Annotated in this window: 14 protein-coding genes; 7 read left to right on the top strand and 7 right to left on the bottom strand. The window is 63.5% G+C overall.

Translation table 11 applies throughout. The annotated features are described in order from the left end of the window. Positions 1-30: 30 nt before the first annotated feature. From EAX62_RS02110 to EAX62_RS02085, 5 genes are all read left to right on the top strand, one after another. Positions 31-648, top strand: a complete 618-nt coding sequence (locus EAX62_RS02110; RefSeq protein ID WP_147453979.1) for a hypothetical protein — start codon at positions 31-33, stop codon at positions 646-648. A 289-nt stretch (positions 649-937) separates the two neighbouring features. Continuing rightward, entirely contained in the window at positions 938-1,345 is a 408-nt protein-coding gene (locus tag EAX62_RS02105) for a YciI family protein (RefSeq protein WP_121900954.1), read from the top strand. After that, on the top strand, positions 1,342-2,520 hold the full coding sequence (locus EAX62_RS02100; RefSeq protein ID WP_199711067.1) for an RNA polymerase sigma factor: 1,179 nt from the start codon (positions 1,342-1,344) through the stop codon (positions 2,518-2,520). Before EAX62_RS02105 ends, EAX62_RS02100 begins: the two co-directional genes overlap by 4 nt. Positions 2,521-3,664: 1,144 nt before the next feature. Then, positions 3,665-4,549 (top strand): VOC family protein, encoded by an 885-nt coding sequence (locus tag EAX62_RS02090; RefSeq protein ID WP_121900008.1) that lies wholly within the window; start codon positions 3,665-3,667, stop codon positions 4,547-4,549. Positions 4,550-4,823: 274 nt separating this feature from the next. Then, complete coding sequence (locus EAX62_RS02085) at positions 4,824-6,116, top strand: hypothetical protein (RefSeq protein WP_121900007.1); 1,293 nt, start codon at positions 4,824-4,826, stop codon at positions 6,114-6,116. Positions 6,117-6,807: 691 nt separating this feature from the next. Here EAX62_RS02085 and EAX62_RS02080 read toward each other — a convergent pair. Beyond that, on the bottom strand, positions 6,808-7,059 hold the full coding sequence (locus EAX62_RS02080; protein ID WP_121900952.1) for a Txe/YoeB family addiction module toxin: 252 nt from the start codon (positions 7,057-7,059) through the stop codon (positions 6,808-6,810). Positions 7,060-7,072: 13 nt separating this feature from the next. Then, positions 7,073-7,333 (bottom strand): type II toxin-antitoxin system Phd/YefM family antitoxin, encoded by a 261-nt coding sequence (locus tag EAX62_RS02075; RefSeq protein ID WP_121900006.1) that lies wholly within the window; start codon positions 7,331-7,333, stop codon positions 7,073-7,075. Between the two features lie 98 nt (positions 7,334-7,431). Here EAX62_RS02075 and EAX62_RS02070 point away from each other — a divergent pair, with 98 nt between their 5' ends. Together EAX62_RS02070 and EAX62_RS02065 are read left to right on the top strand one after the other, a co-directional pair. Further along, positions 7,432-7,656: a hypothetical protein gene (locus EAX62_RS02070; protein ID WP_121900005.1), complete on the top strand. Its 225-nt coding sequence runs from the start codon at positions 7,432-7,434 to the stop codon at positions 7,654-7,656. A 36-nt stretch (positions 7,657-7,692) separates the two neighbouring features. After that, entirely contained in the window at positions 7,693-9,144 is a 1,452-nt protein-coding gene (locus tag EAX62_RS02065; RefSeq protein WP_199711066.1) for a Fic family protein, read from the top strand. Between the two features lie 52 nt (positions 9,145-9,196). Here EAX62_RS02065 and EAX62_RS16825 read toward each other — a convergent pair whose 3' ends face one another. From EAX62_RS16825 to EAX62_RS02040, 5 genes are all read right to left on the bottom strand, one after another. Then, on the bottom strand, positions 9,197-9,352 hold the full coding sequence (locus EAX62_RS16825) for a hypothetical protein (RefSeq protein WP_199711065.1): 156 nt from the start codon (positions 9,350-9,352) through the stop codon (positions 9,197-9,199). Between the two features lie 166 nt (positions 9,353-9,518). After that, positions 9,519-11,471 (bottom strand): heavy metal translocating P-type ATPase, encoded by a 1,953-nt coding sequence (locus EAX62_RS02055; protein ID WP_199711064.1) that lies wholly within the window; start codon positions 11,469-11,471, stop codon positions 9,519-9,521. A 143-nt stretch (positions 11,472-11,614) separates the two neighbouring features. Further along, on the bottom strand, positions 11,615-11,986 hold the full coding sequence (cmtR, locus tag EAX62_RS02050) for a Cd(II)/Pb(II)-sensing metalloregulatory transcriptional regulator CmtR (protein ID WP_121900002.1): 372 nt from the start codon (positions 11,984-11,986) through the stop codon (positions 11,615-11,617). Between the two features lie 597 nt (positions 11,987-12,583). After that, positions 12,584-13,147, bottom strand: a complete 564-nt coding sequence (locus EAX62_RS02045; protein WP_121900001.1) for a GNAT family N-acetyltransferase — start codon at positions 13,145-13,147, stop codon at positions 12,584-12,586. A 173-nt stretch (positions 13,148-13,320) separates the two neighbouring features. Then, positions 13,321-13,938: a helix-turn-helix domain-containing protein gene (locus EAX62_RS02040; RefSeq protein WP_121900951.1), complete on the bottom strand. Its 618-nt coding sequence runs from the start codon at positions 13,936-13,938 to the stop codon at positions 13,321-13,323. Positions 13,939-14,000: the final 62 nt, after the last annotated feature.

Genomic DNA, 14,000 nt, shown 5'->3' with positions numbered 1-14,000 from the left:
AATTGATGTAGGTTGGCAACCATGCACTCGATGCCGCGTAAGCAATCCAACCACCGACCCTCGGGAGGCGGCTTCGGCCCGGCCGTCGGTGAGCCGCCGCCGTGGGTGGATCCGCGACGGTGGGGCAGCCTGATTGGCCTGGCCGGCGGGATGTGGTTCATCGCCGGCTACTCTCCCTCGCTCGGGCCGGTCGTCTCAGTCGCCGCCTTGATCGCTGGGCTGGGATTGGTTGGCGCAGCACTGTTTTTCCATTACGTTCGGCCTGTGGCGCTGGGCCCGCTGGCACGTCCCGGTCTCATGGCACTGCTCACCTACGGTGCGTGCGTCGTGGGTGAGCTCGTCCTCATCAGTCTTGGATCGCAGGGGCTGACCGCGACAGGGCATGCGGATCTGCGCCCGGCATTGATCGCCGCCGTCGTCGGGCTGCATTTCATCCCGTTCGCCTGGGCCTTCGGTGAACGCATGTTCTACCTGCTGGGCAGCCTTGTGGCCGCCCTCGGCACAGTTGGCCTGCTGGTGGGCGTCATGGGGGTGCCGCGGGCAGCCGACGCAATGGCCGTCACGGCGGGTCTGGTGATGCAGGTCGTCATTCTCCTGTACGCACGGGGTCGGTTTGCTCCCCGCCCGACACTCAGGCCCACCGCCTGATCGTATGATCCGCCGTCGCTGAACCACTGGACGCGTTTCGTCACTGGAGGTGGAAGCACAGCGCGTTATCGGCGCAGACTGCGATCACCATGCACTTCGGCGTCGGTCGCCCTCATGTCCATCACCACGTTGCAACCAGTCCCTGACAATCGCAGACAAACCCACCCCCAAAAGTTCTACGAAAGTGCTGTTGTGGCAGGAAATTCGTTGGTTGATGTCGAGATCGACGAATCGGTTCCGTCTCCTCCATGAGGCGGTCAGAATGGGCCGCAGCGAACAGGAGGCTGACATGGCCAAGTATCTGATGCTCAAGTACTACCGGGGCGGACGTCCCGCTGTGAATTCGGTTCCAATGCATCAACTCACGCCTGAGGAGTGGTCGGCGCATGTGCTCTACATGCAGGATATGGCGGCACGGCTCATCGCGTCAGGGGAGTTGGTCTCCTCGGAGGGCCTCTCCATGGAGGGCTCCTGGGTTCGCTTCGACGGCGAGGGGCGCCCACCCGTCGTGGATGGTCCCTTCGCTGAGACGAAGGACCTCATCGCGGGGTGGATGCTCGTTGAGGTCCACTCATACGAACGAGCTCTCGATCTCGCGTCCGAGCTGTCCGCTGCGCCATGGGCCAGCGGTTCGCCGCTCGGTGAGTGGCTGGAGTTGCGTGAGGTGATGAGTGCCCCGCCGGTCGATCTGGGATGACCCTCCTGGACGCGACGGCACTGCGCGCCGTCATCCCTGAGGTCGTCGGCATCCTCGTCCGGCGCGGCGCGGATTTCGCGTCGGCAGAAGATGCCGTCCAGTGTGCCGTCCTGCGCGCGCTTGATCCATCGCGCCGCGAGACAGTGCTCGACATTCGCGCGTGGCTCGTCACCGTCGCGTGGCGCGCATTCCTCGATCAGGTACGCAGCGATGCGGCGCGCACCGCCCGAGAGAAGCAACTCGCGAGAGTGCCCGAACCCGGTCCAGTGCCGCGCCGCGACGACACGCTCGCTCTCTATTTCTTGTGCGCACACCCGCTCCTCACATCGACATCGGCGATCACTCTCACTCTGCGCGCCGTGGCCGGCTTGACGACGCGGCAGATCGCGGAGGCATTTCTTGTCCCGGAGGCGACGATGGCGCAACGCATCAGTCGTTCGAAGCAGCGGCTCGTTGGCATTCCGCTTGATGAACCAGGCGACCTGTCCCGCGTGCTGCGCGTGCTGTATCTGCTGTTCAACGAGGGCTACTCGGGGCAGATTGACCTCGTCGCCGAAGCAATCCGCTTGACGCAGCAGCTGGCTGAACTCACCGACGAACCCGAGGTCCACGGGCTCCTGGCCCTCATGATCCTGCACCACGCACGGGGCCCCGCCCGCGTGATCGACGGATTGCTTGTGCCGCTCGCCCAGCAGGACCGCTCGTTGTGGGACAGAGATGCGATCACTGAAGGAGTCGACATTCTGCAGGGTGCGCTCGCACGCGACCGCCTCGGGCAGTACCAGGCGCAGGCTGCGATCGCGGCATTGCACGCCGATGCCCCGACCGTCGCAGAGACCGATTGGCAACAGATCGTGGAATGGTACGACGAGCTCCTTGCCATCGGGGACTCGCCCATCGTTCGACTCGGACGGGCGCTCGCGATCGGGGAGGCTGACGGGCCACGTGCTGGGCTCGTCGCCCTCGCTACCGTGGACTCGCGCGTACCCCGCTACTACGCCGCTCTCGCCTACCTGCACGAAGGGGTGGGGGACCTGGATGCGGCCGCCACCGAGTACGAGGAGGCGGCTCGCCGTGCGACCACTACCCTTGAGCAGCAACACCTGCTGCGCCAGGCATACCGAATCAGCAGAGGCAGGGGCATTGATCGAGCTGGCCAGGGTCTGTGGAATTGATTCAGCGAGAACGCTCATGGCCCGGCTTGCTGCGTCTGAATCTTCGGCGCCGAATGTGGCCCATTACGGCGATGTGGACTTGCCGTAGTAGCGGATGAATATCTCGTCGCGCTGATCACCCCAATGGAGGGCAAACCGCCAGCACCCTGCTCTGGGCATGTCCACGATGGAGGGTCCTGGACCCTCTGGAAGCTCCTTCGTGACGGTCTCTCCGGTCGCCTGCTCCGTCGCGATGATCGACAGTGGTGCCGCGTGAGTCCTGGCGATCCACAGAATTTTGTTGGCATGGTCGCTGGGTTGGTTGACCGGGTCACGTAAGGGCCATCCAAACGGCACCGCAACGATCGCCCGACCCGTGCCCACCAGATGCGACACCGACTGCGTCGGTGGGGTCCAGCCCGCACGGGCCCATGTCGGTAGAACGTCGTCAACCGGGTCAGGACATGTCCACGATGCTCGATCATCAATCGACGTGGTCGGCGGATTTGCTGAGATTGACGACGTGGTGGCCGTCGACGACGGCGCGGGTGGGGCGCTCGCGGAGCATCCACTGGCACAGGAAATAAGGGCGATACACAACACCGACAAGCCCAGGCGCTGCTGCACGGCAACCTCCCACTCGCTTCGCTCAGCTCATAGAACTTTTGCCAGCACTTCGGAGCTCACTGCCGGGGCCCGTCGGTAGCGACGTGTGTACTTCCACCGTAGACCTCTCGGTGGGTTCACGACGTGTGCGGTGAAAGCATGCTGCGCCGCTCGACAGCGTCGGATGATCAGCCACCCACAACTGGTCGAGCGAGTTCCCCTTTAACCAAGTCCACAGCGACCACATGCCCGGACATCCGGGGAACGGTTCGCCGATACCGACAAGACGTGGCACCCGTTGCCATACCCATCCGCTGGGTGGCGTGATCTTGGGCGTCCCTCGGGTGTCTGGCTGGTCGGTGCCACATGGGGTGAAAACGGCCAGCAACCTCTCGTGGTCGAGTCTGATGGGGTGCCGCGGCTTCGGAAGCGTGTCCGCAATCGTTGCGGTCATGGCGTCGATGGACGATGATTTCCACACCGGGAGTTTTTGACCTCACAATCGGTACCGGCATCCGCTGGGTCCTGTCATGCCGGCTAGATCTCGTCGGGAGGAATCATGCAGCGAATCGTGCCCAACGTGTGGTGCCACGGCAACGCGGACGACATCGGCCGCTTCTACGCGGCCGTGCTTCCTGACACTTCCGCCGAGGTCGTTGCCTCCTATCCAACGGAAGATGTGCCGGACTTCCAACGTGAGCTCGCGGGACAGCCCCTTGTCGTGGATGTGACGGTGGGCGGCTACCGGATCCGTTTGATCAATGCGGGCGGCGAGTTCCGGCCCACGCCGGCGTTGTCGTTCATGGTGAACATGGATCCAATGATGTTCAGCGGCGGGGAGGAGGAGGCGCGCGCCCGGATCACCAGCATGTGGGCGGCTTTCTCGGACGGTGGCGAGGTCCGCCTGCCCCTGGGTGAGTACCCGCACAGCAAGCTGTACGGCTGGGTCGAGGACCGGTTTGGGGTGAACTGGCAGTTGATGCTGGCCGACCCTGCTGGTGGGCGGCGTCCGATCCTCATTCCCCAGTTGTTGTTCACCGGGGCGGCCGCCCAGGCACGGCAGGCGATTGACTTGTACACCGGCCTGTTCCCCGGTTCGGCCCCCGGGATGCTCGTGCCCCGGCCGGGCGACGACGAGGGCGTCCTTTTTGCCGAGTTCACCCTCGCCGAGCAACAGTTCTCGGCGATGGACGGCGGTGCGGCCCATGACTTCACGTTCACCCCTGGGGTCTCACTGGAGTTCGACTGTGTTGACCAGGACGAGATCGACACGCTCTGGGCGGCTTTGAGTGCAGTGCCTGACGCCGAGCAGTGCGGCTGGTTGGTGGACCGGTTTGGAGTGAGTTGGCAGATCGTGCCGGAGAACATGGGTGAGTTGATGGAGCACTCCGGCGCCTATCAGCGGATGCTCGACATGAAGAAAATCATCATCGCTGACTTGTGAATCCCGGCCGTACCTCACGTCAGCGCTGCATGGCCCACAGTCCGGGTCCTCCAGCTGGGACATCGAGCGGCACCAACACCCCATCCCGCATGGACCTGGCCGAGGGGAGGCGGTTCCTCGACGCGCGATCATCGGACTCGACCTCCACTGGGCGTTCCAATTGATCCATGGACGATCAGATTGTCCTCACGAATGTTGGCCAGCGGAACGTCGGGAGGTCTCCTGACGTGCTGGGCGGGGTTAAGGTCGACGCGTGCGAAGTGGAAGTGATGTCATGCCGACCCCACCGACGGCGGTTGCGGGGCGGCAGCGAACTGCTCGACGCGTCCGGTGGTGGCTGGGAAGGAAGGCTCTCGATGAGCTTCTCGGGGGGCATGATCCGGCCGAGACGGTCCGCGTCCTCCTGGGAAACCATCCCGTCGTCACTCGGGCGACTGTCCAGGATGGCGTCGATCTGCTCGCCGATCGACTTCGTGACCACCCACGCGGCTTGCCCGCCGAGCGGTGGGGTCTCTGGCTGGCCCGGGTGCGCAATGTCGGCGTCGGCGTGGGAATCGTTGGCTTCCTCGGTGTATTCATCGCAGGATTCGTCCTCAGCGTGGGCTCACCGTCAGAGGATCCCTTTGAGGCGCTTGCAGGGCGTCTGAATCCCGGCATGGAAATGCTCGGGGTGGTGCTGATCGGTGTGCCCCTCTGCGTCGGCATCCTGCTCGTGTGGGTACTGAGCGCTTGGCGTTGGGTCATCGTCCTCGCGGAGGTGAGGTACGCCATCCGATGGTCTGCGAGGAGACCCGGCCAGGCCTCCCGCGGGGTCCCGGTGGCTGACCCTTTCGTCGGCCTGGGTGGGGTGTTGATGGCCCTTGCCGTCATGGCCTGGATTCTCGCCGCCATCGCGCTCTGGTTCGCGCTCTTTGCCCTCTCCGACGGTGACGTGTGGCCTTTGATCTGGCTCATCACCCTCGGCCTGGGTCTCCTCGGCTGGGGGCTCCTGCGTGGGCGCCGTGCGCTTCGAGAGATGGCCGCCGTCGCTGGCGCACACCTGCTGCTTTTCGGGCACCGGGGTGGTGGCCTCCGTCTGGACGCGGCCACGTCTGTCCAGGACGGCTTTCTCCTGGTCACGCAGGACCCGCTCCCGTTCATCCGCAAGTCCTGGTCCGCCAGTGAGGAGCGGGTCGTCTACCCCCTCACCGCGGGCCTACCTGCACATGAAGTGGCCCGACGGCATGACCAGGTCAGAAACGACGACAAGGACCTGAGATTGGTCGGAGATGGGCAGACGACCCCCCTCGTGACATTGGAGGTCCCGGGCTCAGGTCAGGACAACAATCCAGGCCACAGCCTGGACACCTCCTCGTATTCTGGCGGCTGGATGGTGGCCCGTACACGATGGAACCGCAGACCGGCGGTGATCATCGTGCAGGACCAGCCCGAACGCTTCCGTACCGAGGTGCTGCCGGCCTTCGGAGACCGGCATGGGTTGAACCTCGACGACATCGAGTGGCTCGAACCCCAACAGATCCCGGAGTCCGACAGATGGCTGGAGGAGTGGATGCCTCCTCGGACGTGAGGGCGAATGCGGGTTCTTGCGTAGGAGGGGCCGTCGTCTCCGGAAGTTTGCCCGGTAGTGCAAGTGACATCAGCACGCCGACGCCGGCAAACACTGTCGCCCACCAGAACGTCTGCTGGAAAGCGCCCGCCAATGAGGCGCTGCCAACGATGGGGGAGCGTGAACGCGTCGACCATGCAAGGATCCGCTGCTCCGCCCACTCGGAGACGGTGAGGGCGGCGGCGCTCTGGGTGTGCCGAAGGACGGCCGGGGGAGTCCACTCGCCTTGGTCGATCATCCGACGTTCCACGGCGTGCCAGTACGTGGCGTCCTTGAGGTGCGTGAAGGTCTTCGGGTGGCGTTCCCGCCGGGTCCGAGGTGGCGAACCTGGTAGCCGCCGGTGTTGATGCGGACTCCGCTGGGGAGTCGGATCTGCCTGCCTCGCCCGGACCGCAGAAGTTGAGCCCCATCTGAGCCCAATGTCTGGCATCCGTTGGCGGGGTGTGGTGCAGTCTGCAGCAAGGTTAAACGTTTCTGACTAGGTGTTTTAAGGCTATTTTGCCTTGTAAAACTCGGGTTTCGGGTTGTGGAGCATAGGGGACTCGAACCCTTGCTCAAGTGGGTTCTGACAAGGCTCGGAGTCCCATTTCTGCGGTGGTGAGCCCAATCAAAGCCCACACGCCAGAGCGCAGCCTGACGCAAAGGCTGGATGTCACCGTCCGTAGTGGTAGCGGCAGGCGGCGATGCGAACTTCATCAACGATCACCTTGTACACGAGCCGATGCCCATCGGTCCTGCGTGACCAGTACCTGCGGAAGTCATGTTTGAGAGCCTCCGGCTTGCCGATGCCGTCGTTGCTGTGGTGGACGACGTCCTGAATGAGATCGTTGATGCGCGTGAGGACCTTCCGGTCCTGGGTCTGCCACCACAGGTAGTCCTCCCACGCGTTGGAGTCCCAGACCAGTTTTCACGTCCGGTCAGTCAGTTGGGTCGAGCAGGTCTCGGACGTGTCCGTCGCCGGACTGGAGTCTTTCCATGGCGTCGAGGTGACGGCGGGCGTTTGCCGGAGACCGCATGAGGTACGCAGTTTCGCGGAGGGACTCGAAATCAGCCAGGGAAACGATCACCACGGGTTCGTGACCAGCACGGGTAATCACGATCTCTTCGCGGTCGTCGATCACAGAATTGAGCACCTCAGCGTAACGGGCGCGGGACTCGGTGTAGCTCATGGTCTTCATGGAACCTCCTTCTGTACAGATAGCTGTGCTTCAGGGCGTGGTCGAAACAAGCCCTCCTTGAGGGAGGAATCGGTGTCCTGGCAATATCACCCAGTCGAGTGAGTAGATGCTCGATCGAGGGCCTTGCGCACGACCTCGCGGACGCCGGTGTTCAGATGCCGTTCCAACTCCTCGATGACATTCTCGACGGCCCGGACGCCGTCATCGGCTTCGTCGTAGAACGAGGTGTGGTGCAAAGGCTCGCGGTAGCCGAGGTCAACCCCGGCCAGCGCAGCGTCAATGTCCGCCTGCAGTTCGCACCACCGGGTTGGCGTCTGGAGTAGCCCTACTCCCCTCCCGCCATGTGACACGTAGCGGGTGTGTCACTGGCACCTTGGGTGCTATGGCGCCGGTCGGCCAAACGGTCGCCAACCGTTGTCGGTGGGCTGTCCGTTTTCCTTGTACCGAATGCCAATCGATCAAAGTTTGAGTATCTAACCTTTGATACAATCGGTATTGATGAAAGGAACCGGTTGATGGCCACGTGGGAGGATGCGTTTTGGGAGTCCAGTGTCGACTCGGGCGTGCCCCGCCACGAGCAGCGCTCAGGCATTTACCAACGATACGTCCCCGATCTGATCGACGGCATGGCCCTAGCCGTTGATGGGGGAGTGTCGCGGCAGGTGACACCAATCGAACGCAGCATCCGGTTACTCAACGGACCAGGTGCTGAAGGGCTCGCCGGCATCGCCCGCTTTCTCCTGCGCTCCGAAGCCATCGCGAGCTCTCGGATCGAGGGCATCTCACCCTCCGCGCAGCAGGTGGCGTTGGCTGAGCTTGGTCTAACCGAGACGATTCGCGGGATCAGTGAGCAGGCGAAACTCGTCGCCAACAACATGACGGTCGTCCGCAGCGCCACCACTGAGTTGGTTGAGGCGGAAACCCTGACAGTAGAGAACATCGTCGACCTCCACCGCTCACTCATCCCCGATGAGCCGCACCATCATGGCCTTCGCGCAGTCCAGAACTGGATCGGCGCATCGCGCTGGACACCGATCGGCGCCACCTTCGTGCCACCCGCTCCCGAACGCGTTCCTGGCTACATGGCGGACCTGGTGGACTACATGAACGGCTCCGCGCATGCGCCGCTGATCCAGGCTGCCGTCGTCCACGCGCAGTTCGAGACGATCCACCCGTTCACTGACGGGAACGGGCGCGTCGGACGTGCGCTCATCCACACAGTGCTCGCACGGCGAGGCCTCACTGAACGAGCTGTCCTCCCCGTCAGTCTCGTGCTTGCCACCTTGCGAGACCGCTACGTCGAAGGGCTCACTGAGTATCGTCACGCCTCTGCCGCGGGTAGCGCCGGTGCCAGCAGGTCCATGAACGCCTGGACGGCGACATTCATCGAAGCGGCGGAGATTGCGGCGACCCAGTCGGAGGCACTGATGGATGCGATCCACACCCTGCGGGCGGAGTGGACGGATCGACTCACCGCTCATCGCAGCGCCTCGGGTGTACGGCCGACACCGCGTGCCGACTCAACGGTGTCACGTCTTTTGGGTCAGCTGCCCGAGGCCCCCGTCTTGACTGCGACAACGCTCGCCAAGATTCTTCAGGTGTCGTTTCCTTCGGCGAGTGCAGCGCTGGACGAGCTTCGTCAAGCGGGGATCCTCACCACCAGGTCGATCGAGAGAGGAGCAACGGCCTACGTTGCGCGTGAAGTGTTGGACATCATCACGATGTCTGAACGCGCGTTGGCCAGCACGCAGTTCGATACTCGGGTCTCGGCGCCGAACAGAAGCGTTCCGGCCCGCCCCACGCATGGCTGAGTACGCTGCCTGAACTGACACAAGACATCCATGGAAGTGCTCGTCCAGCTAGTTACCAGCGGGTGGCGCTCTCGTTGGCCTGTTGTCGGTCTCGGACGGCGGCGCCGAAGAATCGGTAGGCCCACTCCTCGGCCAGTGCCCGGGTCTCGGCGAAGATGATCGGCACGGTGGGGTGCCGGACCTGGCATTCGGCGAGCATGTCAGCCACCACCTCCAGTCTGTATCCCAAGCACGAGAGGAGACAATCCAACATCTCGTCGCTCATCTGGATCCGGCCCGACAAGAACTGGCTGATGTTTGGTTGTCGCACCCCACTGACTCGAGACAGCTCCGAGTGGGACATGCCCGTCTCAGTCAGCACTTTTGACGCTCCTTTATGTGAGAGCGGGCTCTGGTTGCGGGGCGGTGGCGAGGTGTCGAAGGGCGGCCGGCTGACGAGCCGCTCGGAGTCCGTTGAGAATGATGATGACTTCGGCGGCCTCGTGTACCAGTACGACACCAGCGAGCCCAAGCACCCCGAACAGGGCGAGCGGGAACAGCACGATGATGATCGCCAGTGCGAGCACGATGTTCGCAGTCATGATGCGCTTCCCCCGTCGGGCATGGGCCAGCGCTTGGGGGATGAGCCGCAGGTCGTGGCCCGTAAAGGCAATGTCTGCAGATTCGACGGCGGCCGCTGATCCCTGCATGCCCATTGCTATCCCGACGGTGGCGGTGGCCAACGCGGGAGCATCGTTGATCCCGTCGCCGACCATCGCGGTGGCACGGGATGCGACGAGCGTTGAGATCGCATCGGCTTTGTCCTTGGGAAGTTGCTCCGCGCGGACGTCGGTGATTCCGGCCTCCCGGCCGATCGCGCGGGCGGTGATCGCGTTGTCACCGGTGAGCATGATCGTCTCGATTCCCTGGGAATGGAGCATCGAAACCATCTCTGCTGCTTCCGGCCGGAGCTCATCCCGTACACCGATCAGTCCAACGACTTGCCCGTCCGTCTCCACGACCACCACTGTCACGCCCTGGGCGGCCATTGTTTCGGCGTAGCCTGCGAGGTTGCCGGTATCCAGCCAGCGGACATTGCCGACCCTCACGGTTCGCCCGCCCACCTGGCCGGTGATGCCGTGGCCGGCGTCTTCCACCACGTGGACTGCGGGGGTTGTTCCCGGGGCTGCCAGGGTGATCGCCGCCGCGAGCGGATGGCTGCTGGTGGCCTCCACGGCCGCAGCCCACTCGAGTAGTTCGTCACGGGTGACACCTGGTGCGGGGTGGACGTCAACGACGGTGGGCTTGTTTTGAGTGAGCGTGCCGGTTTTGTCCAGTGCGACCGTGCGGATGGTGCCGAACTGCTCGAATGCCTCTCCGGATTTGATGACGACACCAAATCGTGAGGCCGCGCCGATCGCGCTGATCACCGTCACCGGTACGGCGATTGCCAGTGCGCACGGTGATGCGGCCACCAGCACCACCAGTGCCCGTTCGATCCACAACCCAGGATCACCGACGATGAACCCAAACATCACAATGAGCGCAGCAGTGATCAGGACGAGGGGAACGAGCGGTCGCGCGATGCGGTCGGCAAGGCGGGCACGTTCGCCTTTGCGGGTGTGAGCCTGCTCGACCAAGGTGACAATTTGGGTCAGTGAGTTGTCCCGCCCGTCTGCGGTGGCTTCGATCCGCAAGGTTGCGGATCCGTTCACCGATCCGGCGATGACGTGGTCCCCTGGTCCGACCTCGACTGGGATTGACTCGCCCGTGACAGCGGACGTGTCCAGACTCGATCGACCCGCGATAACCACCCCGTCCGTCGCGACCCTCACTCCGGCTCCAACAACCAGCACGTCCAGCACGCGTACGTCGGCGGCGGGGATCTCCGTGTCGCCGCTCGCGCGGGAGATGCGCACCGAGTCGGGGATGAGTGCGAGCAGGGCCCGTAGTCCCTCTTTCGCGCGGTCCATCGCTCGGTCCTCCAGGGCCTCCGCGAGGGAGAACAGGAACGCCAGTGCGGCGGCTTCTGCGACGTGGCCCAGCAGCACTGCTCCGATCGCCGCCATCGTCATCAAAAGCCCGACGCCGATGCGGCCTCGTGCCAGACGCCGGAGTGCGCCGGGCACGAAGGTGTACGCCCCCGCCAACAGAGCGAGCCATTGGAGGGCCACCCCCAGGAAAGGGACTCCCAGCCACGCCACGCAGTACCCCGCTACAAGAAACGCGCCAGAGATCACCGACGGAAACAGGGACACGTCCCGCCACCACGGTGCCCGAGCGTGGAAGCCGTCGTGCCCGTTCGCGAGCGTGGATGAGGGATCCGGGCCGCAGCACGCGTCACCCATGGAGAGCGCCGGGGCAGTCGCGGAACTTCCCTGGCTGCCACTTGGGTCTCGACCCACGTTGACCGGCGTGGAAGGGTGAGCCGGCTCGGTTCGCCGCACCGTTGGGATCCGGCGCGGCTCGTCGGATCCGCAGCACTCCTTGCTCATTGGGCTTCGCCCAGACTGATTCTGGGCTCACAACACAACGGGACATCGCAGTTCTCATCGGCACACGGTGCCCCGTCGTCGTAGGCGAGCACGGTCTCCACCAGTAGTGCGATCGCCCGCGTCAGGTGCGGGTCCGCAATCTCATAGCGTGTCTGTCTGCCCTCGGGGGTCGCAACAACGATCCCGCAGCCCCGGAGACAGGCCAGATGATTCGACACGTTGGTCCGCGTCAGTGACAGCGCCTCGGACAAGCGTGCCGGATAGCAAGGCCCCTCCAGAAGCTGCAGGAGAATACGGGAACGCGTCGGATCCGCCATCGCCCGCCCCAAGCGGTTCATCACATCAAGGCGGGACGCAATAGTCAGCATCCACTGACTATACAGTCAACGGTGACATAAGTTCCACGTTTGCGCGCCTTGGTGTCACGAGTGGCAGTTGGCTCAATTGTCGAGACGCGGCGCAGATTGAAAACTTCCACGCTCAGCACTTTGAACAAACGGAACGTTTCGGCGCAGGTTGTTCAAAGTAGGCGCAGCACGCAAAGGGATCGTTGGTCCAGCGCCTGCCAAGGAGCTCCTCGTCCTTGGTGGTGGTGCAGGGTTGGAGCAGCATCACCAACACTGCATAGTCGCCGGCCTTGCTCAACTGGCTCAGGACGACTCGAGCGTGGCCAGTACCAGGACGCGATCGTCACCGCTTCCCCAGAGGCCAACGGAGCGCTTTCCATGTGTCTCGTAACCAACGTTGAGTACCTTGATGTGGCCGAATGGTTGTGAGACATAGTTGCGAGACCACCGGGAGTATGGGGCGCCCAGATCCCACGCGGGAACACGTGGGAACGGCGATGTGGAATGCAGTGTGGCTGTGAGGTGCCTCATAACCGTAGGGTTAAGAGACACCGGGAATCGTCAAGCCGACGTCAGGAAACACAGGCGAGTTCAAGGAGTCACCGCACCATAAGCGTTTTAGGCCAGCGCGGCCTGCGATGAACGGCTGAGGACATAGCGCTCGAGCGGTTCTGAATCCTCCACGACGCAACCCACGTACGAGAAGCCGAGGCGCTCCGCCACGGCGGCCGATTTGCGGTTCTCTTGCGAACACCGGATGAGAAAAGCGGTCACAGATCCCTGCTCATTGGCGATGCGCATGGCTAGTGTCACGGCTGCTGTGACGAACCCCTTGCCACGTTGCCCGCCGTAGAGCGCATATGTAAGGTTCACCTCGCCAGGAGCCAAGTAAGGCAACTCGCGTTGGATACCGACGACCCCGACGTGCTCACCAGTGTCGCAACGCTCAATCGCGAGGTCCACAACCGGCTCGTTGTCGTGCCAAGCGCGCGCATTCCTCTCCAACCAGGCGAGGTGCTGGTCCAAAGAGCTGACTCGTCCGCCATTGCTCCAAGCGTTAACTTCGTCGTCGCAGCCGTTGGCATGGGTCATCAGGTCGCCTGCCCGAAGCGGGCGGAGCCGTACTCTTCCATCGCTGAGGATCTCGTCTATGCCCGTGCTGTCCGTTGGCGTCTCGTGCATCCCTTCAGCGTAGACGCCGACCCTGATAGCCGAAGACTTCGCCGTGGCGCGGTGTCTCGTAACCTCGCCGTCTCGGAACCCATGGGATGCAACACAGCCTCGCCGATCCGTCGATATGGGCAGGGTGAGACGCCTCGATTTCGTAGAGTTACGAGACGGGTCTGGGGTACGTCTTAAGACTTGGAGCTTCGCGCTTCTTGGCGGGGATGGGCTTTGATGTGGGCCCGTTCGCCTTGAGGGCCGATGAGCATCAGTAGCTCGGTGGGTACGTTGCTGGAGTTGGTGAAGGCATGAGGGGTACGTGTGTCGAATTCGGCAACTTCCCCGGGAGTCAGTGTGAGGTCGTGATCGCCGAGCAGGAGGCGTAGCCGACCTGACAGTACGTACATCCATTCGTATCCCTCGTGGCTGCGCTGTTCGGGGCGAGTGACGTCAGGTTGCACCGGCAAGATGAGCTTGTAGGCCTGGATTCCTCCTGGTCGACGAGTCAGCGGTAGCCAGGTCATCCCATAGCGCACGCTCGGGCGCGTGTGGATGCGTGGATCGCCTGTGGTTGGGGCGCCGACCACTTCGTCCAGAGTCAGCTGGTAGATCTGCGCGAGTTGCAGCAAGATCTGAAGGCTAGGCCGTCGAGTCCCGGACTCGACGCGAGACAACGTGCTTTGGGAAATTCCTGTGGAGCGGGCCAGGTCCTCCAGAGTCATCGCGCGAGCGTGTCGCAGGTTCCGCAGGTGGCCCCCTACTGCATCGAGGGTTTCGTCGACGGCGGCTGGTGCTTCGGAGTCGCGCATTGCCCTAGTTTGCCAGATACGCAAGAAATCTTGTGAGGACCGCATTCTTCGTTCATCGTTTG

This window comes from Tessaracoccus antarcticus, assembly GCF_003688855.1.
In the GTDB taxonomy this organism is placed as follows: domain Bacteria; phylum Actinomycetota; class Actinomycetes; order Propionibacteriales; family Propionibacteriaceae; genus Arachnia; species Arachnia antarctica.
This window is presented reverse-complemented; position numbering and strand designations above follow the sequence as displayed.

Bases quoted from the DNA above. Each gene is read 5' to 3' on its own strand.
- EAX62_RS02110 (WP_147453979.1), top strand. From the start codon at position 31: ATGCCGCGTAAGCAATCCAACCACCGACCCTCGGGAGGCGGCTTCGGC.
- EAX62_RS02105 (WP_121900954.1), top strand. From the start codon at position 938: ATGGCCAAGTATCTGATGCTCAAGTACTACCGGGGCGGACGTCCCGCT.
- EAX62_RS02100 (WP_199711067.1), top strand. From the start codon at position 1,342: ATGACCCTCCTGGACGCGACGGCACTGCGCGCCGTCATCCCTGAGGTC.
- EAX62_RS02090 (WP_121900008.1), top strand. From the start codon at position 3,665: ATGCAGCGAATCGTGCCCAACGTGTGGTGCCACGGCAACGCGGACGAC.
- EAX62_RS02085 (WP_121900007.1), top strand. From the start codon at position 4,824: ATGCCGACCCCACCGACGGCGGTTGCGGGGCGGCAGCGAACTGCTCGA.
- EAX62_RS02075 (WP_121900006.1), bottom strand. From the start codon at position 7,333: ATGAAGACCATGAGCTACACCGAGTCCCGCGCCCGTTACGCTGAGGTG.
- EAX62_RS02055 (WP_199711064.1), bottom strand. From the start codon at position 11,471: ATGGGTGACGCGTGCTGCGGCCCGGATCCCTCATCCACGCTCGCGAAC.
- cmtR (WP_121900002.1), bottom strand. From the start codon at position 11,986: ATGCTGACTATTGCGTCCCGCCTTGATGTGATGAACCGCTTGGGGCGG.
- EAX62_RS02045 (WP_121900001.1), bottom strand. From the start codon at position 13,147: ATGCACGAGACGCCAACGGACAGCACGGGCATAGACGAGATCCTCAGC.
- EAX62_RS02040 (WP_121900951.1), bottom strand. From the start codon at position 13,938: ATGCGCGACTCCGAAGCACCAGCCGCCGTCGACGAAACCCTCGATGCA.